Annotated in this window: 23 protein-coding genes; 15 read left to right on the top strand and 8 right to left on the bottom strand. The window is 58.2% G+C overall.

The features are described 5' to 3' along the window. The first annotated feature begins 3 nt into the window (after positions 1-3). Positions 4-1,860: a sigma 54-interacting transcriptional regulator gene (locus BD293_RS16070; RefSeq protein ID WP_142083469.1), complete on the top strand. Its 1,857-nt coding sequence runs from the start codon at positions 4-6 to the stop codon at positions 1,858-1,860. A gap of 73 nt (positions 1,861-1,933) precedes the next feature. Next, positions 1,934-2,728, top strand: coding sequence for a sulfite exporter TauE/SafE family protein (locus BD293_RS16065; protein WP_246086329.1), 795 nt, complete (start codon positions 1,934-1,936; stop codon positions 2,726-2,728). Positions 2,729-2,752: 24 nt separating this feature from the next. Here BD293_RS16065 and hspQ read toward each other — a convergent pair whose 3' ends face one another. Next, the gene (gene hspQ, locus BD293_RS16060) at positions 2,753-3,079 is read right to left on the bottom strand and encodes a heat shock protein HspQ (RefSeq protein ID WP_142083467.1); all 327 of its coding nucleotides are present in this window, start codon (positions 3,077-3,079) and stop codon (positions 2,753-2,755) included. 280 nt (positions 3,080-3,359) lie between these two features. On the opposite strand from hspQ, the gene BD293_RS16055 reads away from it, so the two are divergent. Together BD293_RS16055 and phbB are read left to right on the top strand one after the other, a co-directional pair. Continuing rightward, entirely contained in the window at positions 3,360-4,532 is a 1,173-nt protein-coding gene (locus BD293_RS16055; protein ID WP_142083465.1) for an acetyl-CoA C-acetyltransferase, read from the top strand. A gap of 89 nt (positions 4,533-4,621) precedes the next feature. Beyond that, positions 4,622-5,344 carry an acetoacetyl-CoA reductase gene (gene phbB, locus BD293_RS16050; RefSeq protein WP_142083462.1) on the top strand — a complete coding sequence of 241 codons (723 nt, stop codon included), beginning with the start codon at positions 4,622-4,624 and terminating at the stop codon, positions 5,342-5,344. A gap of 70 nt (positions 5,345-5,414) precedes the next feature. On the opposite strand, the gene BD293_RS16045 is transcribed toward phbB, so the two are convergent. The 3 genes from BD293_RS16045 to pncA form a co-directional block, all read right to left on the bottom strand. Then, positions 5,415-5,582 (bottom strand): YdcH family protein, encoded by a 168-nt coding sequence (locus tag BD293_RS16045; protein WP_142083460.1) that lies wholly within the window; start codon positions 5,580-5,582, stop codon positions 5,415-5,417. A 122-nt stretch (positions 5,583-5,704) separates the two neighbouring features. Then, the gene (gene pncB / locus BD293_RS16040) at positions 5,705-6,994 is read right to left on the bottom strand and encodes a nicotinate phosphoribosyltransferase (protein WP_142083458.1); all 1,290 of its coding nucleotides are present in this window, start codon (positions 6,992-6,994) and stop codon (positions 5,705-5,707) included. Between the two features lie 3 nt (positions 6,995-6,997). After that, entirely contained in the window at positions 6,998-7,594 is a 597-nt protein-coding gene (pncA, locus tag BD293_RS16035; RefSeq protein WP_142083456.1) for a bifunctional nicotinamidase/pyrazinamidase, read from the bottom strand. A 98-nt stretch (positions 7,595-7,692) separates the two neighbouring features. Here pncA and trhO point away from each other — a divergent pair, with 98 nt between their 5' ends. The 8 genes from trhO to BD293_RS15995 all read left to right on the top strand — a co-directional run bounded on the left by trhO (position 7,693) and on the right by BD293_RS15995 (position 14,559). Continuing rightward, positions 7,693-8,610 carry an oxygen-dependent tRNA uridine(34) hydroxylase TrhO gene (gene trhO / locus BD293_RS16030; protein WP_142083453.1) on the top strand — a complete coding sequence of 306 codons (918 nt, stop codon included), beginning with the start codon at positions 7,693-7,695 and terminating at the stop codon, positions 8,608-8,610. A 122-nt stretch (positions 8,611-8,732) separates the two neighbouring features. Continuing rightward, positions 8,733-8,906 (top strand): glycosyltransferase family 2 protein, encoded by a 174-nt coding sequence (locus tag BD293_RS16025; protein ID WP_142083451.1) that lies wholly within the window; start codon positions 8,733-8,735, stop codon positions 8,904-8,906. Positions 8,907-8,963: 57 nt separating this feature from the next. Next, positions 8,964-9,922, top strand: a protein-coding gene (locus tag BD293_RS16020) for an IS630 family transposase (RefSeq protein WP_142079597.1) whose coding sequence is annotated in 2 segments (ribosomal slippage) — positions 8,964-9,305 and positions 9,308-9,922 — 957 coding nt in all. Because the reading frame shifts where the segments join, the coding sequence is not laid out codon by codon here. After that, complete coding sequence (locus BD293_RS16015) at positions 9,880-10,827, top strand: glycosyltransferase family 2 protein (protein WP_142083449.1); 948 nt, start codon at positions 9,880-9,882, stop codon at positions 10,825-10,827. The genes BD293_RS16020 and BD293_RS16015 overlap by 43 nt, the downstream gene beginning before the upstream one ends. A gap of 94 nt (positions 10,828-10,921) precedes the next feature. Beyond that, entirely contained in the window at positions 10,922-12,412 is a 1,491-nt protein-coding gene (gene istA / locus BD293_RS16010; protein WP_170207166.1) for an IS21 family transposase, read from the top strand. Next, positions 12,409-13,173, top strand: a complete 765-nt coding sequence (gene istB / locus BD293_RS16005; protein WP_142083447.1) for an IS21-like element helper ATPase IstB — start codon at positions 12,409-12,411, stop codon at positions 13,171-13,173. The genes istA and istB overlap by 4 nt, the downstream gene beginning before the upstream one ends. 641 nt (positions 13,174-13,814) lie before the next feature. After that, positions 13,815-14,057, top strand: a complete 243-nt coding sequence (locus BD293_RS16000) for a hypothetical protein (protein WP_142083444.1) — start codon at positions 13,815-13,817, stop codon at positions 14,055-14,057. Between the two features lie 79 nt (positions 14,058-14,136). Continuing rightward, positions 14,137-14,559 (top strand): hypothetical protein, encoded by a 423-nt coding sequence (locus tag BD293_RS15995; protein WP_142083442.1) that lies wholly within the window; start codon positions 14,137-14,139, stop codon positions 14,557-14,559. 223 nt (positions 14,560-14,782) lie between these two features. On the opposite strand, the gene BD293_RS15990 is transcribed toward BD293_RS15995, so the two are convergent. Then, positions 14,783-15,115 carry a hypothetical protein gene (locus BD293_RS15990; protein WP_142083441.1) on the bottom strand — a complete coding sequence of 111 codons (333 nt, stop codon included), beginning with the start codon at positions 15,113-15,115 and terminating at the stop codon, positions 14,783-14,785. A 134-nt stretch (positions 15,116-15,249) separates the two neighbouring features. Continuing rightward, positions 15,250-16,377, bottom strand: a complete 1,128-nt coding sequence (locus BD293_RS15985; protein ID WP_142083438.1) for an S-(hydroxymethyl)glutathione dehydrogenase/class III alcohol dehydrogenase — start codon at positions 16,375-16,377, stop codon at positions 15,250-15,252. Positions 16,378-16,467: 90 nt separating this feature from the next. Between BD293_RS15985 and BD293_RS15980 the strand changes: the two genes are divergently transcribed. The 3 genes from BD293_RS15980 (at position 16,468) to BD293_RS15970 (ending at position 19,380) form a co-directional block, all read left to right on the top strand. Continuing rightward, positions 16,468-17,226 (top strand): IclR family transcriptional regulator, encoded by a 759-nt coding sequence (locus BD293_RS15980; RefSeq protein WP_142083436.1) that lies wholly within the window; start codon positions 16,468-16,470, stop codon positions 17,224-17,226. An 81-nt stretch (positions 17,227-17,307) separates the two neighbouring features. Then, a complete protein-coding gene (locus tag BD293_RS15975) occupies positions 17,308-18,708 on the top strand; it encodes a selenium-binding protein SBP56-related protein (RefSeq protein ID WP_142083434.1) in 1,401 nt (466 codons plus the stop codon). Next, on the top strand, positions 18,709-19,380 hold the full coding sequence (locus tag BD293_RS15970; RefSeq protein ID WP_142083432.1) for a hypothetical protein: 672 nt from the start codon (positions 18,709-18,711) through the stop codon (positions 19,378-19,380). A gap of 130 nt (positions 19,381-19,510) precedes the next feature. Here BD293_RS15970 and BD293_RS15965 read toward each other — a convergent pair whose 3' ends face one another. Continuing rightward, a complete protein-coding gene (locus tag BD293_RS15965; protein WP_142084680.1) occupies positions 19,511-21,070 on the bottom strand; it encodes a trimethylamine methyltransferase family protein in 1,560 nt (519 codons plus the stop codon). A gap of 354 nt (positions 21,071-21,424) precedes the next feature. After that, positions 21,425-22,261 (bottom strand): helix-turn-helix domain-containing protein, encoded by an 837-nt coding sequence (locus BD293_RS15960; protein ID WP_142083430.1) that lies wholly within the window; start codon positions 22,259-22,261, stop codon positions 21,425-21,427. Positions 22,262-22,363 lie beyond the last annotated feature (102 nt).

The following is a 22,363-nucleotide window of genomic DNA, read 5'->3' as shown; positions in this document are numbered from 1 at the left end:
CGCATGACCCATGACCCCCTCATGCCCGATTCCCTGCTCGAAGCCATCCCACATGCCGCCCTTGTTCTGGATACGGCACAAGATCAGGTTGTGGCGGCAAACCAGCTTGCAAAACGGCTTTTGGCGCAGGACGATGCGGAGGGTTTTCGCTTTGCGCCCCATATCGCGGGCAATTTCGGCGGGTTTTTGGTGTTCTTGGATGAGTTGGCGCATCGGGGGCGTGTGTGGCGGCGCGATATTCCGCTACAGGACAAAAATCGCCACCCCCTAAGCTGCGAGTTGCGCGGCACGCCCATTGGCCATGCGCAAACCCTTGTGATGCTGACGCTGATTGACCTGAATGAGTTGTCGCGCCACGACCAGATCGCCGAGGCCGGCGATGTGCAGCGCCTTGGACTGTTGGAATGGCAGCGCGCGCAGGCGTTCTTCAGCGAGTTGGAACGCCAGAACCAGTTGATCCTGAACGCAGCAGGCGAAGGAATTTATGGCGTCAACGCCGATGGCAAGACAACCTTCGTAAACCGGGCCGCGCGCGAAATGCTGGGGTGGAGTGCCGAAGACCTGTTGGGCCGCGATATCCATTCGATGATTCACCACCATCACCTGAATGGCGAGCACTATCCGGCGCATGATTGCCCGATATACCAGTCGTTCCGCTATGAGCAGGTGAACCGCATTGAGGATGAGGTGTTCTGGCGCAAGGATGGCAAACCGATCCGCGTCGAATATGTCTCGACCCCGATCTATGACCAGAATGTGCTGGCAGGGGCCGTGGTCATTTTCCGCGACATAACCGAGCGCAAGGAAAACGAAAGCAAACTGCATAGCGCGATGGAAGAAGTGCAGGCCCTGCGCGAACGGCTGGAGCAAGAAAACGCCTATCTGCAAGAAACCATCGCGTCCGAGCGCGCGCATCATGACATCATAGGCCGCTCTCCTGCGGTGTTGCAGCTTCTGAGCAAGATTGATCTTGTGGCGGGCACCGATGCATCCGTCCTGATCTTGGGCGAGGCGGGCACCGGCAAGGCACTTGTTGCTTCCGCCATACACAAAGGCAGCGCGCGTCGACGCCGCTCGCTTATTCATTTCAAGTGCAGCGCGGTCACATCAGATGCGATCGAGGCAGAGTTGTTCGGCCAGATCCGTGGTGCCTTTCCGGGCGCATTGCGTGACAAGCCGGGGGTGCTGGAGCTGGCGCATAACGGCACGCTGTTTCTGGATGATGTGGATGAATTGCCGCTGAACCTGCAAGGGCGGCTGTTGCATGCGTTGCAAGAACACAGTGTCACGCGGCTGGGCGATACCCGTGCGCGCGACATTGACCTGCGGGTCATCGCTGCGAGTCGCCGGAATCTGGAAGTGCTGGCGCGCAAGGGCGCGTTCCGCGAAGAACTGCTCATGTTCCTGAATGTCTTTCCCATCAACTGCCTGCCGCTGCGGGATCGGCGCGAGGATCTTCCGGCACTTGCGGCGCATTTCCTGACACTGTCATGCCAGCGGCTGAACATCAGGCCGCCCATCATCTCGAAACTGTCCATGGAAAAGCTGATCGCTTATGACTGGCCGGGAAATGTGCGCGAGCTGCAAAATGTCATTGATCGCGGCAGCATCATTTCAACGGGTGGCAAATTGCAGATTGATCTGGGGCTGACAACACCCCAAAGCAGCGCGGGTGACGTGGCGGTTTTGTCCGAGGCCGACATGGCAGCAGCGCAGCGCAACAATCTGGTCGCAGCCCTGCGGCGCACAAATGGCAAAGTGGCGGGCGACGATGGCGCGGCACAATTGCTGGGCATACAGCCGACAACCCTGTATTCACGCATCAAAAAACTGCGGATCGCCGCCGAGGAGTGGCACTGACCAATGGTGTGATCGGCGGCAAGTCGCACCAGCAGACGGCCAGCACCGCCGGTATCGTGGCCAGAATGGACAGTTGCCGACGACATGCGTATCTGTCGTGTCGGGCAAGAACAAGGGCAGACAGATGGATATGGCCGATATGCTATTGGCGGGGATGGCGCTGTTTCTTGGCGGTATCCTGAAAGGGGCCACAGGGGCAGGCGCCCCTATTATCGGGGTGCCCATTCTGGCGATGCTGTTCAATGTGCCAACGGCTGTGGCGCTGTTCACCATTCCAAACCTGTTGACCAATATATCGCAAGGCTGGCAGTTTCGCGCCCATCTGGGCCGTATGGGGCTGGCCACAACGCTTGCGCTTTGGGGTGCACTGGGAACGGTGGTTGGGTCGGTGTTGCTGGCAGTTGCCCCTGCCACGCTGTTGATGGCCGGTGTGGGCGCTGTTGTGCTCAGTTATATTGCATTTCGCCTGCTGCGCCCTGAATGGCAGCTTGGCGCTGATGCCGAAAAGCGCCTGACCGCTCCCGCAGGGCTTGTCGCGGGGGTGTTGCAGGGGGCGGGCGGTATCTCTGCGCCGGTTTCCATCACCTATCTGAACGCGCTCCGGCTGGAGCGGCCACGCTTTATTGCCACCATTTCGATCTTCTTCTGCGCAATGTCGCTGGTGCAGATTATCGCACTGGCGGGGCTGGGCATAATGACTGTGCAACTGACACTTCTGGGTTTCGTCACACTTGGGCCGTTGCTGCTGGGTATGCCGGTTGGCAACTGGCTGGCCAAGCGCGTGTCGAGAGAGGCATTCGACAAGGTAATCCTTGTGCTGCTGGCCGGAATTGCGGGTAAACTACTGTTCGACGGGCTGATCGCCTGACAGGCCCCATCGGGGCCGGGCAGATCAGTTCATCTGTATCTGTAGCGGATAGTGGCCGTTATGAAACTCGCCAAATAACTCACTCAGATCCGGATGTTCGACAGGTTCCCCCGACTCGTCCGGCACAAGATTCTGCTCGGACACATAGGCGACGTAGAAACTCTCGTCATTCTCGGCCAGAAGGTGGTAAAATGGCTGATCCTTGCGCGGGCGCACTTCTTCGGGAATCGAGTGATACCACTCTTCCGTATTTGCAAATTCCGGATCGACATCAAAGATCACCCCGCGAAACGGGTGCTTTTTGTGGCGCACGATTTGCCCAAGGTGATATTTCGCCGACTGTCGTTCCATAGCATTCCTTCTTACCCTTTTTTACGCGGTGGAGGGGTGATTGTCCATGCCTGCAACAGGGATTCGCAGAAACAAACTGTGACACTTGCACGAACAAAGACACTGCATTCCAGCTGTCTGGGCCGTATTCGGCTGGCCTGCACCGCGTTTGCGCCAGCATTTGACGCAGCAGCGTTGCACTGTTTCTGCATCATGTTACAAACATGTCGGATTGCAGTCATCTGTCGCAGCACAGCTTCTGTCTGAGTTGGACAATCTGGATATAGAGAGAGGAGATCCTATGACCAATGTAGTTATTGTTTCCGCGGCGCGCACTGCCGTTGGGTCGTTCGGAGGCGCGTTTGCCAGCACCCCTGCACATGATTTGGGCGCCGCCACGCTTCAGGCCGTTGTCGAGCGTGCGGGCGTCGATAAGGGAGAGATTTCAGAAACCATTTTAGGGCAGGTTCTGACTGCTGGCCAGGGTCAAAACCCGGCCCGTCAGGCGCATGTCAACGCAGGCTTGCCGATCGAGGCTGCTGCATGGTCGATCAATCAGGTTTGTGGCTCTGGCCTGCGGGCCGTCGCGCTGGGCGCGCAACATATCCAGTTGGGTGACGCCGCGATTGTTCTGGCCGGTGGTCAGGAAAACATGTCGATGAGCCAGCACGCCGCCCTGATGCGCACAGGTCAGAAAATGGGCGATATGAAGCTGATCGATACGATGATCCGCGACGGGCTGTGGGATGCGTTCAACGGCTATCACATGGGCCAGACCGCCGAGAACGTGGCCGAGAAATGGCAGATCACCCGCGAAGAACAGGACACGTTCGCCGTGGCCAGCCAGAACAAGGCCGAAGCGGCACAAAAGGCCGGTAAATTCGTGGATGAAATCGCGGCCTTTACCGTCAAGACCCGCAAGGGCGACATTGTCGTGGATCAGGACGAATACATCCGCCACGGTGCGACGATGGATGCAATGCAGAAACTGCGCCCTGCTTTCGCCAAGGATGGCTCGGTCACTGCGGCCAATGCGTCTGGCCTGAATGACGGTGCCGCCGCCGTCATGCTGATGAGTGCGGAAGACGCCGAAAAGCGCGGCCTGACGCCGATTGCGCGCATTGCCAGCTATGCGACCGCAGGGCTTGACCCGTCGGTCATGGGCGTGGGGCCGATCTATGCCAGCCGCAAGGCGCTGGCCAAGGCTGGCTGGAAACCCGAAGATCTGGACCTGATCGAGGCGAACGAAGCCTTTGCTGCGCAAGCCTGTGCGGTGAACAAGGAAATGGGCTGGGATGTGGACAAGGTGAACGTCAATGGCGGCGCTATCGCTATCGGGCACCCCATCGGCGCATCTGGGTGCCGTATCCTGAATACGCTTTTGTTCGAGATGCAGCGCCGCGACGCCAAGAAGGGCTTGGCCACATTGTGCATCGGTGGCGGCATGGGTGTCGCCATGTGTCTGGAACGCTAAGCAAAAAAGGTTGCGCAACAATCTTGCGCAACCTGCCCGCGTTCGATAACAGATATTGCGAGGAACCTAATCCCTGAGGAGGAGTAAACATGGCAAGAGTGGCATTGGTCACAGGTGGATCGCGCGGCATTGGTGCAGCGATTTCCAAGGAACTGCAATCAAAAGGGTATACTGTCGCGGCAACTTATGCCGGCAATGATGCGGCTGCGGCCAGCTTCACCGAAGAAACCGGCATCAAGACCTACAAATGGAACGCCGCGGATTACGAGGCGTCCAAGGCCGGTCTGGCACAGGTCGAGGCTGATCTTGGCCCGATCGAGGTTGTGGTGGCAAACGCGGGCATCACCCGCGACGCGCCGTTCCACAAAATGACGCCAGAACAGTGGAAAGAAGTGATCGACACCAACCTGACGGGCGTGTTCAACACAGTGCACCCCATCTGGCCCGGTATGCGCGAGCGGAAATTTGGCCGCGTCGTTGTGATTTCCTCGATCAATGGTCAGAAAGGCCAGTTTGCTCAGGTGAATTACGCAGCCACCAAGGCGGGCGATCTGGGCATCGTGAAATCACTGGCGCAAGAGGGTGCACGTTTTGGCATCACGGCGAATGCGGTCTGTCCCGGCTATATCGCAACCGAAATGGTCATGGCCGTGCCGGAAAAGGTGCGCGAATCGATCATCGCGGGCATTCCCGCCGGACGACTGGGCGAGCCAGAGGAAATCGCGCGCTGCGTGGCCTTTCTGGTGTCTGATGACGCGGGCTTTATCAACGGCTCGACCATCAGTGCGAATGGTGCACAGTTCTTCGTCTGATCTGTCCTGCGCGACAACAAAAAACGGCCCGCATTTCGCGGGCCGTTTGCGTAACCTAGGAAAGAGCGGATCAGTGGTGCGACAGGCGCTCGATTTCCTCTTTCAGGCGAAGCTTTTTCTTTTTCATATCTGCGATCTGAAGGTCATCTGTGCCCGGGCTGCGTTGGGCAACTTCGACCCGGTCAGAGAGATGTTCATGCTTTCGGCGCAGCTCTGCAATATGCGAACCCAATGACATTTAAAGTCCTCCTACTCTGATGAAAGTAAAGCTATTGCACCACAGGTCACAGCCTGTGTCACCAAAAATCGGTGTGAGCGGGCTGTGTGCCTGCTGAATTCTGCCAACACGCTTAATTTGCCTTAAACAAGCACGTCCTGCGCTACTTGTGGCCCCAGATCGAACACGCGCTTATAGCGTTCAATCTCGTCCTCTGGCCCCATTGCCTTGTGCGGATTATCCGACAGTTTCACCGTTGCGCGGCCATTCGCCGATACGGCCTTGCACACCAACGAGAACGGGGCCAGCCCGTCATCTGGCGCAAGGTTGCGAAAATCATTGGTCAATAATGTGCCCCAACCAAAACTGACCTTCACGCGGCCAGAGAACTGCGCATGAAGTTCCTTGATCTTGTCCACATCCAGCCCGTCCGAGAAGATGACAAGCTTCTCGCGTGGGTCTTGGCCGCGATCCTGCCACCAGCGAATGGCAATTTCCGCCCCTGCTGCCGGATCACCAGAATCGATGCGCATGCCGGTCCAGTCAGGCAACCAGTCGGGCGCGCGATCCAGAAAGCCCTTGGTGCCAAATGTATCGGGCAGGATGATCCGCAAATTGCCCGAATGCTCGGCCTGCCAATCGGCCAGAACCTGATAGGGGCTTTGGGCCAGCTCATCGTCGGTTCTGGCAAGGGCGGCATAGACCATAGGCAGTTCATGCGCATTGGTGCCAATCGCCTCGACCTCCCGGCGCATGGCGATCAGGCAGTTGGATGTGCCCGCGAACCCAGCGCCCAAGCCCTCCATCATGGCTTGCACACACCAGTCCTGCCATAGAAAGGAATGCCGCCGCCTTGTGCCGAAATCGGCAATGCGAACGGCCTCTAGCCCCTGTAATTGTTCGATCTTCTCCCAGACGCGGGTCATCGCGCGGGCATAAAGCACCTGCAATTCAAAGCGTTTCATCCGCCCCAGCACCGCCCGAGAGCGCAACTCCATCAGCACCGCCAACGCGGGAATTTCCCACAGCATCGCTTCGCACCATGTGCCCTGAAAGGTCAGTTCATACTGATCGCCCACGCGCTCCAGATGATAGGGCGGCAGGCGGAAATTCTCGAACCATTCCATGAAATCGGGTCGGAACATCTGGCGTTTGCCGTAAAACGTATTGCCGCGCAAAAAGGTGGATTCCCCGCGCGACAGCGACAGCGCGCGAATATGGTCAAGTTGCTCGCGCAATTCACCCTCGTCAATCAGATCGGCCAGTGGAATATGCGTGGCGCGGTTTATCAGGCTGAATGTGACCTGTGTTTGCGGGTGGTTGGTAAATACCGATTGACACATCAGCAGCTTGTAAAAATCAGTGTCGATCAGCGACCGGATGATCGGGTCCATTTTCCAGCGGTGGTTGTAGACGCGGGTTGCAATATCCATGAGTTACTCCAGCGTCACGCCTGCCGCGCGCATCGCATCCTGTGCGCGCGCCATCGAGCCATCCAGATCAATGCCGCGGCACAGACTATTCAGCACACGCACCTCAAAGCCCAGCTTTGCTGCGTCCAGTGCGGACCATGCCACACAAAAATCAGTGGCCAGCCCGACAAAATCCAACTGTGTCAGCCCACGGCTGCGCAAATACCCTTCCAGACCGGTGGGGGTGGTCTGGTCATTCTCGAAAAAGGCGGAATAGCTGTCAATCTCGTGCCGGAACCCCTTGCGGATGATCAGATCGGCGCGGTCCGTGTCCAGATCGGGGTGAAATGCCGCGCCTTGCGTCCCTTGCACGCAGTGATCGGGCCAAAGCACCTGTGGGCCGTATGGCATGTCGATCATTTCCAAAGGCGCGCGCCCTGCGTGCTGGCTGGCAAAAGACGAATGCCCCGCAGGGTGCCAGTCCTGCGTCAGTATAACAGCGCCCGCCTGCGCCATGCGTGCGTTGATTTCCGGCACAATCTCGTCACCGCCCGCCACTGCCAGCGCGCCGCCGGGGCAAAAGTCATTTTGCATGTCAATCACGATCAGCGCATGGGTCATGGCGCGGCCCTCCTGTTTTAGCAAGGGCTAAGGGGCGCAGGGGCTGGCGTCAATGCTCCTCTCTTGCGCGGGCGCTGTCTGCGCAGTAAAGCACATTTATGTTCATTGTTGCCGCCCTATATCATTTCACTCGGTTCGATGACCCCGCCGCATTGCGCCCGCCATTGCTGGCGTTGGCCGACGAACATGGCGTCAAAGGGTCGCTTTTGCTGGCCCCCGAGGGGATCAATGGCACGATTGCAGGCACGCGCGCAGGGATCGACGCTGTGCTGGCCCATATTCGCGCGTTTCCCGGTTGCGCCGCGCTGGAGTGGAAAGAAAGCTTTGCAGAGGCTATGCCCTTCGGGCGGCTGAAAGTGCGCCTGAAGCGCGAGATCGTCACAATGGGCCAGCCCGATGTCGACCCACGCGCGCGGGTCGGCCATTACGTGGGACCAGAAGACTGGAATGACCTGATTTCCGCGCCCGATGTGGCTGTGATAGACACCCGCAACGATTACGAGGTCGCCATCGGCACGTTCGAGGGGGCAATCGACCCCGGCACGCGGTCATTTGGCGAGTTCCCCCAATGGTGGGAAGAAAACAAGCACCGCTTTCACAACAAGCGCATCGCCATGTTTTGCACGGGCGGCATTCGCTGCGAGAAATCGACAAATTACCTGCTGGGGCAGGGGGTAGAGGATGTCTTTCATCTGAAGGGCGGCATACTGAAATATCTCGAAGAAGTGCCGCAAGAGCAAAGCTTGTGGCACGGCGCGTGTTTTGTGTTCGACAAGCGTGTCTCGGTCGAACACGGGCTAAAGCCCGGTCCGCATATCATGTGCCACGCCTGCCGCCGCCCGCTTTGGCCCGAAGACCGCGACCGCCCGGAATACGAGGCAGGCGTGCAATGTCATCAATGCGTAGACGAGTTTTCGCCCGAGCGCCGCGAAGCCTTCCGCGAACGCCAGCGCCAGATTCACCTGACCCGTGCGCGCGGATACGAGCATCTGGGGCCAAGGAAACAGGCGGATTGACCAGATTCAGGCTTAGAAACGAGAATTGATATTGATTTAAGCAGTCGTGGCGCGATAACGAACTCTCGCGCGTGAACGGGCGTTTGAGTGTTGTGTTATTTGAGAATTTGACTGGAGTTATTGTGAAAGACATACAGACACCTTCTGTCGGTGTGGTTATCCGCACCAAGGACCGCCCCGTATTTGTGAAACGCGCCCTTGCGACTGTCATGGCGCAAGACCACCCCAATCTGCATGTTGTTCTGATCAATGACGGCGGCGATATTGCAGTGCTTAGGGCCGCGCTTGAAACGTGAATCGATGGATTCCCTTTGAGGTTGATTTGTGATTCATGTTCCTTGGGAGGATGTCTTATGTCATCAGCATTGCCGTCAGCGCTTCGTGCGCGGTTTCAAGAGTGTATTGTAGAAGGATTGAGCGGTCGTGCCGCAGCAGCACGGCTGAAGTTGTCCGCCGCCACTGGTGTGCGATGGCAACGCAGGCTGCGGGAAACGGGTTCGATTGAGCCGGAGCCCCAAGGCCGTCCTCCTGGTCATGGGAAGCTGTCTTCTCATCAAGCGTTGCTGGAAGAATTGGTGGCGCAGGATGGTGATATCACTTTGCCAGAACTTGCCGGTGCATTGGAAGCTGCCACTGGCATTACCGCGCACGCGGCCTCCATCGGGCGGTTTCTGCGCAAGCTCGGATACACATATAAAAAAAGTCGCTGGTTGCCACCGAACGGTTGCGCGCTCATGTGAAGGAGCGGCGTAAGAACTGGTTCAGGCATCACCTGCCTGCCATGCAAGCGCATCCTGATCGGCTTGTCTTTATTGATGAAACCTCCGTCAAAACCAACCTGACCCGTCAATACGGACGCAGTCTCTGCGGAAAGCGCCTGGAAATGGATGCCCCGTTCGGGGCGTGGGGAACGCAGACATTTATCGCTGGTTTGACGCACGACAATCTGATCGCGCCGTGGGTCATCAAAGGGGCAATGGATGGTGAAGCCTTTGAGGCCTATGTCCGAAATGTCCTGGCCCCGGAATTACAGCCAGGCACTGTCGTTATTTGCGACAACCTCGCCACCCATTACAACAAGGCTGCTGCGACGGCTTTAAGAGATGTGGGATGCTGGTTCTTGTACCTGCCGCCATACTCCCCTGACCTCAACCCCATCGAGATGGCTTTCTCAAAGCTCAAGGCACATCTGCGTAGGATTGGAGCCAGAACATTCGATCAGATGTTCGACGCGCTCACGGAAATCTGCGACCTCTTCACACCGGACGAATGCTGGAACTTCTTCTGTGGGGCTGGATATGCATCAGGTTAAAGGCTCGACGCTCTAGGGCCGCGATTTCCCCCGATGGCCATGTGCCTGTGCCGCAAGACAGATTTACACTGCTTGATCTGAACCCGGGTCAGGGTCGCTCGGCGGCGTTCAATCGCGGTGTCGAGGCGTTGAGAACCGATTTCGTCACCTGTCTGGATGATGATGACACATGGGACCCGACATTTATGTCGGCGCTGATTGGCTTTTTTCTGGAAACAGCGCCTTCGGTGCCTGATCTGGGTGGCGTTGGCGCGCGGGTAACAGCCGTCAAGGAAGAGATCATCGGGTCAGGACCAGAGACAGAGATCAAGGTGATCGGCGAAGACAACCTGCCCCCTGCGTTTCATCGCGGCGAGTTCTTTCTGAACCCGCTGGCTTATGCGTGTTACCGACAAGATATTTACCCAGTGCAATGGATGATGCGCCGCGACGCTGTGTTGCAGGTCGGCGGATTTCCGGAAAACTTCGACGTGATGGAAGATCGCGCATTCATGAACCGTTTTCTGGCGCGCTGGCGGGTCGCTATACTTGACCAACCGCTGGCGTTTCACCATCGCCGCGTGCAGCGGGCCGAAGACCGGACGCGCAATGTGCTTCTGAACACGCTCGACAATCCGTCATATAACTGGCGCTACTTTGCAGATCTGGCCAAACCCGCTGTCGATCTGGAAGCAGATTCAGCGCAAGCAGGGATCATTCGCAGCATTGTGTCAGATTTGCTGAGCGAGGTGAACTACGAGACGAGCGCCATCTGGCAAAAGGTCGATGGCGAGATGCGCACGTTGCGTGCGCAACTGGCAGAAGACAAGGCAAGCATCCTACACCAGTTTGAGAGTGCCTTTCAGAATGCCCAGCCCGTACCCCCGGTTGCCGAAGAACCGGTGAGAACGGCAGTGCAAAAGTGAGCCACGGAAGTGGCGTGATAATCTCGCTGCGGGCAGCGTAAAATGTTGCCACTTTGGCCCTTTCTGTTTGCAGGGAGGGCGGGAGATTTTAGTCGTGGATTTATATCTGAAGGTCCGCCTCGCGCGTCGGGGTGGTATGAGCGAACGGGAGGCCGCTGGCCATTTCGGGATTTCGCGTGCGAGCGTGAAGAAGATGATGATGTTTTCGGTCCCGCCCGGGTATCAGCGAACGGCGCAGATCAAGCGGCCCAAGCTGGACGGGTTCACCGGCTTCATCGATCAATGGATGCAAGACGATCTGAAGCGTCCCCGTAAACAGCGCCACACCGCCAAGCGCATTTTTGAACGGCTATGCGACGAGCACCAGTTTCTAGGCGGTTACACGACGGTCAAGAATTACGTCCGAGAACAAGGGCGGCGCAGCCGAGAGATGTTTGTCCCGCTGGCGCATGCCCCCGGCCATGCTCAAGCGGATTTCGGCGAGGCGATGGTCGTGATTGGCGGGGTTGAGCAGAAGGCGCATTTCTTCGCGCTGGATCTGCCTTACAGCGATGCCTGCTTTGTTCGGGCTTATCCTGCGGCGGTCTCCGAGGCCTGGGTTGATGGTCATGTTCATGCTTTTGCATTCTTCGGCCGGGTTCCACAGTCGGTTCTTTATGACAACGATCGATGCCTGGTCGCGAAGATTCTGCCGGACGGCTCGCGCAAGCGGACCAAGCTGTTCAGTGGGTTCCTGTCGCATTACTTCATCCACGATCGTTATGGTCGACCGGGTAAGGGCAACGATAAAGGCGCTGTTGAGGGTCTGGTTGGATATGCGCGGCGCAACTTCATGGTGCCCATCCCACATTTTGCAACATGGGAAGCCTTCAATCTCTGGCTGGAAGAGCAATGCCGTAAGCGCCAGTCAGATGTCTTGCGCGGACATGACGACAGCATCGGGCAACGACTGGCGCGCGATCTTGAAGCGATGATGGATCTGCCGGCGTCTCCATTTGATGCCTGTGATCAGGCCAGTGGCCAGGTAAACTCACAATCCCTGGTGCGCTACAAAACCAATGATTACTCGGTGCCGGTTGCCTATGGCCACCGTGACGTCTGGATCCGGGGTTATGTCGATCAGGTTGTCATCGGCTGTGGTGGTGATGTGATTGCCCGCCACCCCAGGTGCTGGGACCGCGAGGATATGGTCTTTGATCCTGTTCATTATCTGCCGCTGCTGGAGCAAAAGACCGGGGCGCTGGATCAGGCTGCCCCATTGGTGGAATGGGAGTTGCCAGAGGAATTTGCAACCTTGCGCCGCTTGATGGAGGCCCGCATGATCAAGGCAGGTCGGCGCGAGTATGTGCAGGTCTTGCGGTTGTTGGAGACGTTTGACATGGCCGACCTGAATGTCGCTGTCAAAAACGCGCTTCGCATGGGCGCGATTGGGTTTGATGCCGTCAAGCATCTTGTCTTGTGCCAAGTCGAGAAGCGGCCGCCCAAGCTGGATCTGGATGTCTATCCGTATCTGCCAAAGGCCAATGTCGGCACCACGTCGGCGGCCAGTTATATGTCCCTGATGAAGCGAGGGCAGGCAGCATGAGCGACACTCCTCAAATCCTGCTGGACCATCGCCTCAAATCCCTGCGGCTGCCAACGGTGCTGCGAGAATATGGCAAATTGGCCCGCCAATGCGCCAAAGAGGGGCATGACCATGTTGAGTTCCTCGCACGTTTGGTTGAATTGGAAATGATCGACCGTGAACGGCGGATGATCGAACGGCGCATCAAGGCCGCGAAGTTCCCAGCTGTCAAAAGCCTGGATAGCTTCGACTTCAAGGCGATCCCGGCCTTGAACAAGATGCAAGTGCTGGAGTTGGCGCGCTGCGAATGGATTGACCGGCGCGAGAATGTCATAGCGCTCGGCCCCTCAGGCACGGGCAAGACCCATGTTGCTTTGGGCCTTGGCCTATCTGCCTGTCAAAAAGGCCTGTCGGTCGGCTTTGTTACGGCTGCAGCGCTGGTTCACGAACTGATGGAGGCCAGAGACGAACGCAGGCTCTTGCGGCTTCAAAAGCAGATGGTGGGTTACAAGCTGCTCATCATCGACGAATTGGGCTTTGTGCCGCTCAGTAAAACCGGGGCTGAATTGCTGTTCGAGTTGATCTCCCAACGCTACGAGCGCGGCTCCACGCTGATCACAAGCAACCTGCCATTCGACGAATGGACCGAAACCTTTGGGTCAGAACGCCTGACAGGCGCACTGCTCGATCGCCTGACCCACCATGTCAACATCCTTGAGATGAATGGCGAAAGCTACCGCCTTGGACAAAGCAAGGCGCGTCAGGCAACACCCAAAACCTAAATCACGATCAGCACAGATTGGCCCTGACGGGCCAAAGCATCCGGGCAACCGCCAGCTATATGACAAGCGCGGCCGCCCGGATGCTGGCGCTCGTCTGGAAACTGATTACCCCGCCCCCAAAGTGGCAACATTTTGCGCTGCCCTTTGGCTCACTTTTACTCTGCCGTTGACAGCGCAGATCACGGTTGCGCGGCATATAACGGATAATACCAGAGCAAATGGCTGGTGCGGGCGGCTCGGCTGGATACCGCAGGCCCCGCAGTTCCTGAATGCCTGCTTGGGCATGTGTGTGCACTCCACAGAATTTGTTTTGAGTGCTGGTGAACCCGACACAGAGGTCTAATCACATCTTTCTTCTGGTCAACCTTCCCCTAAGCTGGCCGTGTGAGCGTGTTTTCGCCCAGTTAGCATTGAAGCTGGTTTAGGGGCGTGAAACCTGTTCCGTCCCACCCGTCTGGCCAGCACTGCGATCTTGTTGCTGACGGTACGGAAAGCCCCTCGGCGTTATCCATTGAGAAACCCACTTTGTGACATACTTGCATCATATCCGATGCGACTTGAAGATCGCCCCGCAACATGCTGAATCTAAGTCTTTAATCTGTATAATGCCCCCTATGAAAACTGCAGTGGAGACGAGACAGATGGGCTATCACAGCAGAAATGGTCGGGAATTTGTGGGGCTTCGTGCGCTGCGAAATGGGCGCCAGCAGATTGTGTATGATGCTATATCAGGAGAACGGGTTGTGGTGACAATCAAGGGTGCCACTACATCAGCCGTTGAAATCGATGCCGCTCTACAAGAAGGTATACGGGCAGCCAAAGTGTTTTCAGGCGTTCTTACCGCTCTTACGGCACGTAATATCCGCTTTGAACTGTCGAGCTGAGCACAGACGTTTCGCCACATCGTCAAACTATGCCATACTGAGCTTGAGCCCTTCGCAGAATCGGGCCAAGTGAGGAAATATGCAGGCATTGATCCACCAAGCGCGCCTTCACGGGCTCAGGATACCTATTCGTGGCTCCAGCATGGCGCCGGGGTACCCTGTCGAGTTGGCGCTTGACCCCAACTATATCGTTGCTGCTTTTGTGACGCTGCCCTCGCGCCTGCCTTTTGGGCTTGGCCGGGCGACTCGGAAACATCTGGGGTATCTGGACCCGCAGATGGCAGAGAAAATTGCCCCCGCGATCGAGAAGCAAGCTGTCCTGCGCGTGCGCATTGTCGAGATAGAGCCGGCGCATGCCCGCACCGATGGGGACGATCAGATATCAATTTCAGTCTGGGGCGAACCAGATGCCTTGCCAGTGCCGCGCCCCGAGAGAGAAAGACCGCGCGATCACCCTGCACGGCGTGATATGAAAGTGCTGTCGCGCACATTGCGTCGATAGTGTCTTAGGGTCTTTCTTCGGATGCATGGGCTTTCCACGGTGTGGGGCCGTCGAGCGCGACGAGTGGTCAGCAGGAGCGCCATCAACACACGCATCAAGAGCATTCGGCGCAAAGACGTTGGCGGCTGAGGTGTCGCGCACCCAGGCACGCCTTCGATGATCATCCTCTGGCCCTTCATAGCGCTTTGCGCACGCCGGACGCGCGGCATAGAGTTGCGCGCATTCAGCGGTCCCAATGCGCCGCAAGCACCTCGCTTTTGGCAAAGTAGGGATGGCGTTGGTACAGCGGTTCCTGAAAAGGTCCGACGCCATCGGCCTTATACTCCATGTCGATCCGGGTCAGGGGCGGGGTCTGCATGCCTGTCGCGATCTCGGTCCAGCCGGCGCCACTGGCGAGTTCGCTGGCAAGGAACATGTATTCGACACAGACCACGCGTCCTTCGATCACACAGTATATCGGGCCCAAAGGCAGGGCTGCCGGTTCGGCCCAGTGTTCACCCATATGCGGCACATGGGGGCAGATCGCAACAGCGTCGGGGGCGATGACGGACAGCATCGGCAGATGTGATAGGCCGTCTGCTACCACAGGGGCCGCAAGGGCAAGTCAGGCAAGGAAAGTGACAGGTTTCAGTTTCATCGGGGTCTTCTCCCTTCCGATGGGTGACGCGGGCTCGTGATCTGGGCATCGCCTCAAAACTCGACCACGGCCCTGATGGATTTGCCTTCATGCATCAGATCGAACCCGTCATTGATCTGGTCGAGCGTCAGCTTGTGGGTGATCATCGAGTCGATCTCGATCTTGCCATTCATGTACCAGTCCACGAATTTCGGCACATCACTGCGCCCCTTGGCCCCGCCAAACGCCGTGCCTTTCCACACGCGCCCCGTGACCAGCTGAAACGGCCGGGTCGAGATTTCTGCGCCCGCAGGGGCCACGCCGATAATGACCGACACGCCCCAGCCCCGGTGGCTGCATTCCAGCGCGTCGCGCATCACCTTCACATTGCCGGTGGCATCAAACGAATAATCCACACCGCCAATCGCGTCATCGCCGCGCTGCGTCAGTTTCACAATCTCACCCACCACATTCTCGACCTTGGACGGGTTGATGAAATGCGTCATGCCGAATTTGCGCGCCATCTCTTCCTTGCCGTCATTCAGGTCGACCCCGATGATCATATCCGCACCCGCCATGCGCAGACCCTGAATGACGTTGAGGCCAATGCCCCCCAGCCCGAACACCGCCGCAGTGGACCCGATCTCAACCCCTGCTGTGTTGATGACCGCGCCAATGCCGGTCGTCACGCCGCAGCCGATATAGCAGATCTTGTCAAAGGGCGCGTCGTCGCGCACCTTGGCCAGTGCGATTTCCGGCATGACTGTGTGATTGGCAAAGGTCGAGCAGCCCATATAGTGATAGATCGGCGTGCCATCGAGCATCGAAAACCGCGTCGTGCCATCGGGCATCAGCCCTTGGCCTTGGGTGCCGCGAATGGCGGTGCAGAGGTTGGTCTTGCCTGAGCGGCAGGAATAGCATTCGCGGCATTCGGGCGTGTAAAGCGGGATGACATGATCGCCCGGTTTCAGGGTTGTGACCCCTTCGCCGACCTCGATCACGATGCCTGCGCCCTCATGACCCAGAATGGAGGGGAACAGTCCCTCGGGGTCCGCGCCGGAGCGGGTGAACTCATCCGTGTGGCAAATGCCTGTTGCCTTGATCTCAATCAGAACCTCGCCCGCCTTCGGGCCGTCAAGGTTCACCTCCATGATCGTCAGCGGTTTTCCGGCCTCAAGGGCCACGGCGGCACGTGTGCGCATATTTTTTCTCCTCCCGATTTTTCTTGCGTTTTGCAAAAGGGATATCATAATTTGAGAATAAGTCTCGCAAATTGGAAAGATTCGGTCAACATGCATCTGGACCGCTTGATCACAATACTTGAAATCATTGCTGTGGCGGGGCGACCTGTTTCAGCGACCGAGATTCAAAGGGCAACCGGTCTGCCCAAACCAACCTGCTACCGCTTGGTTCAGACGCTTCAGGATCAGGGTCTTGTCACGGCCCCTGCTGGTGATGGGCGCGTCGTGATTGGCGAGCGGTTGATCCGGATTGCATTGCTGGGGAAATCTGACGTGGATGTCCGTCGGGCGGCGGCCCCGCTGTTGAAAGCCGCTGCGGTACAGTTCAACGAAACGGTATTTCTGTCGCGCTTTCGCAATAGTCAGGTCGAGATCATTCACGTCGAAACGCCCGAAGACCCTGCGCGCGCCTATATTCACCCCGGCTTGGGCGTGCGTCCGATGCATGCCTGTTCGTGTTCCAAGGCCATCGCCGCCTTTTCCGAGCCGGAATTTCAGGCCTGTATCATCAGCGGCAGCCTGAAGGCCTATACCGAACACACGCTGACCACCGAAGCCGAGTTGCGCGCGGATTTTGCGCGGATCGTGGAACGTGGCTTTGCCGATTGCGATCAGGAAATCGACCTTGGGATCGCAAGTGTGGCCGCACCGGTTTCCATTGGCAATATCGGCGCGACATTCAGCGTGGGGGCCGTTGGGCCGATCCGGCGTTTTGGAGAGGCGTATCGCTCTGAAATCGGGCGGAAACTTGTTGATCTGGCCACCCGTGTCAGTGGGGCCATTCAACTGTGCAACGTGGTCGAGGTTTGAGGAGGCAGCGACCACGCCAAGACGAGAGGGGACGTGATCAGAACGGCCCATGACGGGCCTATTCATCCAAGGGAGGACGACATGACTTTACGACCAGATCCGACATTTCATGCCACAGCGCAGCTCGCCATGCAGGCCCCGGTAGAAAACTACGGCTTCGTGGTGATGCTCAGCCCCGACGGGTCGCAGCCTGACGGGATTGCAGTGGTCGACCTGAATCCGAAATCCGATGGTTACGGCAGCATTGTCCATCAGATTTTGATGCCCAATAAAGGCGACGAGTTTCATCATTTTGGCTGGAATGCCTGCTCGTCCTCTTTATCTCCCTTGTCTGGACATGCCTTTCTGGAACGGCGCTATCTGATCGTGCCGGGGATACGCTCTTCGCGCATCTATGTCATCGACACCAAAGATCCGCTGGACCTGAAAATCCACAAAATCATCGAGCCGGAAGAGGTGTTTGCCAAGACCGGCTATTCGCGCCCCCATACCATCCATTGCGGGCCGGAGGGGATTTATGTCTCGACGCTGGGTGGGGGCGGCAAGGACGGGATGGACGGGCCACCGGGCATCTTCATCATGGATTGCGAAACCTTTGACATCATCGGGCGGTATGAAATGGACCGCGGCAAGCAAGAAAAGCACTATGATTTCTGGTGGAACCTGCCGCAGGATTATATGGTGAGTTCCGAGTGGGGCCTGCCGCCACAATTCGAAAATGGCCTCGTGCCCGAAGAACTGTTATCCAATAAATATGGCCATGCGCTTCATTTCTGGGACTTGCGAAAGCGCAAGAACATCCAGACGATCGACTTTGGCGAAAACCACCAGATGACACTGGAAGTGCGCCCCGCCCATGACCCGAAGAAGTCCTATGGTTTTTGCAGCATCGTTGTAGACACAACAAACTTGCAGGCGGCTGTCTTTACCTGGTGGCGTGACGAGGATGGCACGTGGCAGGCGAAGAAGACGATCACCATCGACCCGCGCCCCGAAAAGCCCGAGAATCTGCCACCCCTGCTACAGGGGTTCGAGGCCGTGCCACCACTGATCACCGATATCGACCTCAGCCTTGATGACAAATACCTTTATGTCTCGTGCTGGGGGTTGGGCGAGCTGCATCAATATGACGTGTCAGACCCGATGAACCCGTTTCTTGCCGGCAAGGTCGAGTTGGGTGGCATCGCGCGCGGCACGAAGCACCCGAATGGGCGTGAGTTTGTGTTCGGGCCGCAGATGGTCGAAATCAGCCGTGACGGTAAACGCGTTTACTGGACAAACTCGCTCTATTCCACGTGGGACAGCCAGTTCTATCCTGAACAGGAAGGCGGCCAGATGGTCATGGCGCTTGTCGGTGAAAACGGTGGGCTGACGCTGGACAAGGATTTCTTCGTAGAATTCCCCAAGGGCCACCGCGCGCACCAGATCAGACTGGAAGGCGGGGACTGCTCGACCGACAGCTTCTGCTATCCCAACGTTTGAATGGAACTTGATGCAAGCACAGTGGCGGCCCTTTGGGGGGCCGTCATACTGTCGGGCGTCTATCACGGCGTCAATCCGGGCATGGGCTGGCCGCTGGCGGTATCTGCGGGCCTGATGGAAGGGCGGCATGGCGCGCTGGCGAAAGCCATTGGTGCGCTGGCCTTCGGGCATTTGCTGGCGATGCTGGCAATCCTGCTGCCGTTTTCCATGATGACCGCCCTTGTACGCTGGGAAACGGAATTGCGTGTTGGCGCAGGCGCGCTGGTGATCGCAGCAGGTCTCTATCTGCTGATCAACCGCAGGCACCCGCGCTTTCTGGCGCGGGTGTCCCCATCTCGGTTGGTATTGTGGTCATTTCTGGCCGCGATGGCGCATGGTGCAGGGCTGATGCTGGTCCCGATTTACCTTGGTATATGCGGCGCGGATCTGGGTGATGGCGGGCATGAGGCCGCGCGCGATTTGATGGGGCAGAATATTGCCTCGGCCTTCGCGGTGGCGTTGGCGCATACCTTTGCCATGACACTGGCTGGCGGAGTGATTGCAGCGGCAATCTATTTCTGGTTGGGACTCAAATTCCTGTCGCGCACTTGGTTCAACCTCGATCTGGTCTGGGCCTTAAGCCTGATCCTTGTGGGGGCGTTCGGGATTTACCTTGCCCTCTATGGCCACTGACGGGTTTGATGGATCGCATAGCAAGGGGACACATACGAAGAAAACCGTTATGATCGCCTTGGGTGCGCTTGTCCCACGGCGCCCTGCATCATGGGGCGTGCGGACACCCCCAGCGCGCAAACCCGATCACCTAGAAATCTGTCGGCGCGCCCCCTTCGGATTTGCGGCGCGCCACGAAGTCGCCCAGTTCATCTCGGATACCTTCATCTATCGGCGGCGGGGTGAAGCTGTCGACGATGTTGCGGTAAATGCGGTGGGCGCGGGTGATGGTGTCCGTGGCGCCATCGCGTTCCCAAGCCTCATAATTGCGCCAGTCCGAGGCGATGGGGGAATAAAAGGCCGTCTCATACCGCTCTCGCGTGTGCTGGACGCCGAAGAAATGCCCACCAGCGCCAACCTCGCGGATCGCATCCAGCGCAAGGTCATCAGGGGTGGTGGCTGTCAGCATGGGGTCGAAATACCGCTGGATCATTTGCAGCATCTCGCAATCCATCACGAATTTCTCGGGGCTGGCCATCAGCCCCCCCTCCAGCCAGCCCGCCGCGTGATAGACGATGTTGGACCCCGATTGCACCGCTGCCCACAGGCTGTTGCAGGTTTCCCACATGGCCTGTGCGTCAGGAATATTGGCCGTACACACCCCAGAGGAGCGCATGGGCAAGCAATAGCGGCGCGCCAGTTGGCCGGTCATCTGGGTGGCGCGCATATATTCCGGCGTACCAAAGGCAGGCGCGCCCGAACGCATATCGACATTCGAGGTGAAGGTGCCGATCACAACAGGCGCGCCGGGGGCGGCATATTGGATCAGCGCAATTGCACATAGCGCCTCGGCCAATGATTGCGCGACGGCCCCTGCCATCGTGACCGGCGCCATCGCGCCCGCCAGCGTAAAGGGGGTGACAATCACCGGCTGGCCGCGCCGCGCCATTCTGAGTGCGCCGTCGATCATGGGGAAATCATGGCGCAGCGGCGAGACAGAGTTGATATTCGTGAACATGCGCGGTGCGGCGTCAAATTCTGCATGGCTCAGCCCGCCCGCGATACGCACCATTTCCATCGCATCCTCAACCCGTTCGCGCCCAAGGCTGTAGGCATGCACAGGTTTGTCGGTCAGCAGCAATTTCTGCTCAATACAGTCCAGATGGCGGATTGCGGGGTGAATATCGACCGGCTCAACCGGATAGCCGCCCACCAGATGAATGCAGTTGAACGCCTGCGTCAGCATCAGAAATTCGCGGTAGCTCTCGTAATCGCCTGTGCGCTTGCCACGGACCATGTCCCATGTCGCAGGCGGGGACGAGACGTTGACAAACGCCATATGCGCCCCGCCAATCGGAACAGCATGCGCGGGCTTGCGCGGGGTGATGGTGAAATTTGCAGGTGCGCGGGCCAGCATTTCCATGACGAAATCGGCGTCCATGCGCACATTCGCACCCTCGACCCGGCAGCCTGCGTGCCGAAACAGGGCCAAAGCTTCTTCATTCAGGAATTCAACGCCGATCTCAGCCAGAATATACAGCGCAGCCTGATGGATCGCCTCGATTCCGTCTTCGGTCAGGGGGGCGGTCGGCTGGTCGGTATTGCAAGGCACGCACCACGGCATCTGGTCCAGCCTGAAACTGGTAGTCCTGCGGGCATTTCCCCCACGCCCGCCATGGCGGCGGGGACGCGCGGGTGCGGGGTGATCCATTGCCATGGGGTCCTCCATGCCTGTGCCATGCTAAAGACGCTAGCGAGGTCAGGGGGCAGGCGACAAGCGGAGTGTTGTCAGCAGGGGTGTCGTGTTGGGGGAACGGAAGCAAAGAGCGCTTTGCGGACTGTCCCCAAGCGCGGAATCAAGGGCGTCAGCCCGCCGCGCATCGTCGGGCCGCCCACGGGCACGGCGATTTGGCTGCCACCAGCACAACGCTCTGATCTTGCTCGGATTTGGCTGGCATAAAGTGCTATAGATCAAGCTGGAGATCGCCGCACCGCGGCCCGACGCTGCGCGGCTTTGCACCCGGAAACGCAATGCCTGCAAATCCCGATTGCTGCCCGCCCCCTCTCACGCCGCCCTTAAACTTCGAACCCAATCTGCCGCTTCATGGGCATGCACTTCGGCGGCGCGAATATGCCCGTCAAAGCCCTGCGCCAGATCACGGATAAGGCGCTTCGAGCGGATCAGCAGATACACCTCGCCCGCATAAACGGCGGCGCGGTGATAGCCAAACAGGGTCATCGGCGGGGCAAACCGCTTGCGCCCATCGAACAGATACATGCGAAACGAGGGGTACAACTCGTCCACCGTCTGCGCGATATAGTCCAACTGCTTTTGCCGCACAGCCGCAGGCAAGCCGCGCCAGACGCCACAACCTGCCGCGAATATCTCGAAACTTTGCAGCGGCATACACATCTCGATATCGGCTTCGGGGGCACGCGACAGGCGTAAGCGGCGCTGGGTCTGGGCGTGCAGGCGGCGGCGTTCTTGCTCGGACTGTTGCGCCTGAAAGGCAATAACTTCAGGCGTTCGCATCAGATCCGGCAAATGCGCAGGCACATAGCGCATTTTCTGGCCGGTGGCTTCCTGATGCCAGCGCTCCATCGCTGTGCGGCTTTCGCTGTCCAGCGCGGCTTCAGTCTCGACGCTGTCTAGGGTCTGGGTCACCGTGCCGGTATCTTCACTCAGGCCCAGCAACCAGTCGGCCGAAACCTGAAACTGCGCCGCAATTGCCAACAGGGTTTCGGCGCGGGGCAAGCGCGGGTCAGGCCCGGTCAGAAGCTGCGAGAGCGCCGAGCGGTCAATGCCAAGGCTCTCCGCGAACGCAGATTGGGTCATGCGGCTTTGGGCCAGAAGTTGCGCCAAACGCCCCCGAAACAGGGCCGATGCCTCGCGTTTATTCATGCGCTTTTTCAATCTCACAATGTAGACTTTAGTAATCATAAGTAACTAAAAACATCAATACTAGATCAATGTGGCGTTAACACTCGCGTTGTCGCAGCCCAG

The sequence above is a fragment of the Roseinatronobacter monicus genome (assembly GCF_006716865.1).
GTDB lineage: Bacteria > Pseudomonadota > Alphaproteobacteria > Rhodobacterales > Rhodobacteraceae > Roseinatronobacter > Roseinatronobacter monicus.
This window is presented reverse-complemented; position numbering and strand designations above follow the sequence as displayed.

Excerpts from the sequence above, each read along its gene's own strand:
- BD293_RS16070 (WP_142083469.1), top strand. The coding sequence starts at position 4 with ATGACCCATGACCCCCTCATGCCCGATTCCCTGCTCGAAGCCATCCCA.
- hspQ (WP_142083467.1), bottom strand. The coding sequence starts at position 3,079 with ATGGAACGACAGTCGGCGAAATATCACCTTGGGCAAATCGTGCGCCAC.
- BD293_RS16055 (WP_142083465.1), top strand. The coding sequence starts at position 3,360 with ATGACCAATGTAGTTATTGTTTCCGCGGCGCGCACTGCCGTTGGGTCG.
- phbB (WP_142083462.1), top strand. The coding sequence starts at position 4,622 with ATGGCAAGAGTGGCATTGGTCACAGGTGGATCGCGCGGCATTGGTGCA.
- BD293_RS16045 (WP_142083460.1), bottom strand. The coding sequence starts at position 5,582 with ATGTCATTGGGTTCGCATATTGCAGAGCTGCGCCGAAAGCATGAACAT.
- pncB (WP_142083458.1), bottom strand. The coding sequence starts at position 6,994 with ATGGATATTGCAACCCGCGTCTACAACCACCGCTGGAAAATGGACCCG.
- pncA (WP_142083456.1), bottom strand. The coding sequence starts at position 7,594 with ATGACCCATGCGCTGATCGTGATTGACATGCAAAATGACTTTTGCCCC.
- trhO (WP_142083453.1), top strand. The coding sequence starts at position 7,693 with ATGTTCATTGTTGCCGCCCTATATCATTTCACTCGGTTCGATGACCCC.
- BD293_RS16015 (WP_142083449.1), top strand. The coding sequence starts at position 9,880 with ATGCTGGAACTTCTTCTGTGGGGCTGGATATGCATCAGGTTAAAGGCT.
- istB (WP_142083447.1), top strand. The coding sequence starts at position 12,409 with ATGAGCGACACTCCTCAAATCCTGCTGGACCATCGCCTCAAATCCCTG.
- BD293_RS16000 (WP_142083444.1), top strand. The coding sequence starts at position 13,815 with ATGGGCTATCACAGCAGAAATGGTCGGGAATTTGTGGGGCTTCGTGCG.
- BD293_RS15995 (WP_142083442.1), top strand. The coding sequence starts at position 14,137 with ATGCAGGCATTGATCCACCAAGCGCGCCTTCACGGGCTCAGGATACCT.
- BD293_RS15990 (WP_142083441.1), bottom strand. The coding sequence starts at position 15,115 with ATGCTGTCCGTCATCGCCCCCGACGCTGTTGCGATCTGCCCCCATGTG.
- BD293_RS15985 (WP_142083438.1), bottom strand. The coding sequence starts at position 16,377 with ATGCGCACACGTGCCGCCGTGGCCCTTGAGGCCGGAAAACCGCTGACG.
- BD293_RS15980 (WP_142083436.1), top strand. The coding sequence starts at position 16,468 with ATGCATCTGGACCGCTTGATCACAATACTTGAAATCATTGCTGTGGCG.
- BD293_RS15975 (WP_142083434.1), top strand. The coding sequence starts at position 17,308 with ATGACTTTACGACCAGATCCGACATTTCATGCCACAGCGCAGCTCGCC.
- BD293_RS15970 (WP_142083432.1), top strand. The coding sequence starts at position 18,709 with ATGGAACTTGATGCAAGCACAGTGGCGGCCCTTTGGGGGGCCGTCATA.
- BD293_RS15965 (WP_142084680.1), bottom strand. The coding sequence starts at position 21,070 with ATGGATCACCCCGCACCCGCGCGTCCCCGCCGCCATGGCGGGCGTGGG.
- BD293_RS15960 (WP_142083430.1), bottom strand. The coding sequence starts at position 22,261 with ATGAATAAACGCGAGGCATCGGCCCTGTTTCGGGGGCGTTTGGCGCAA.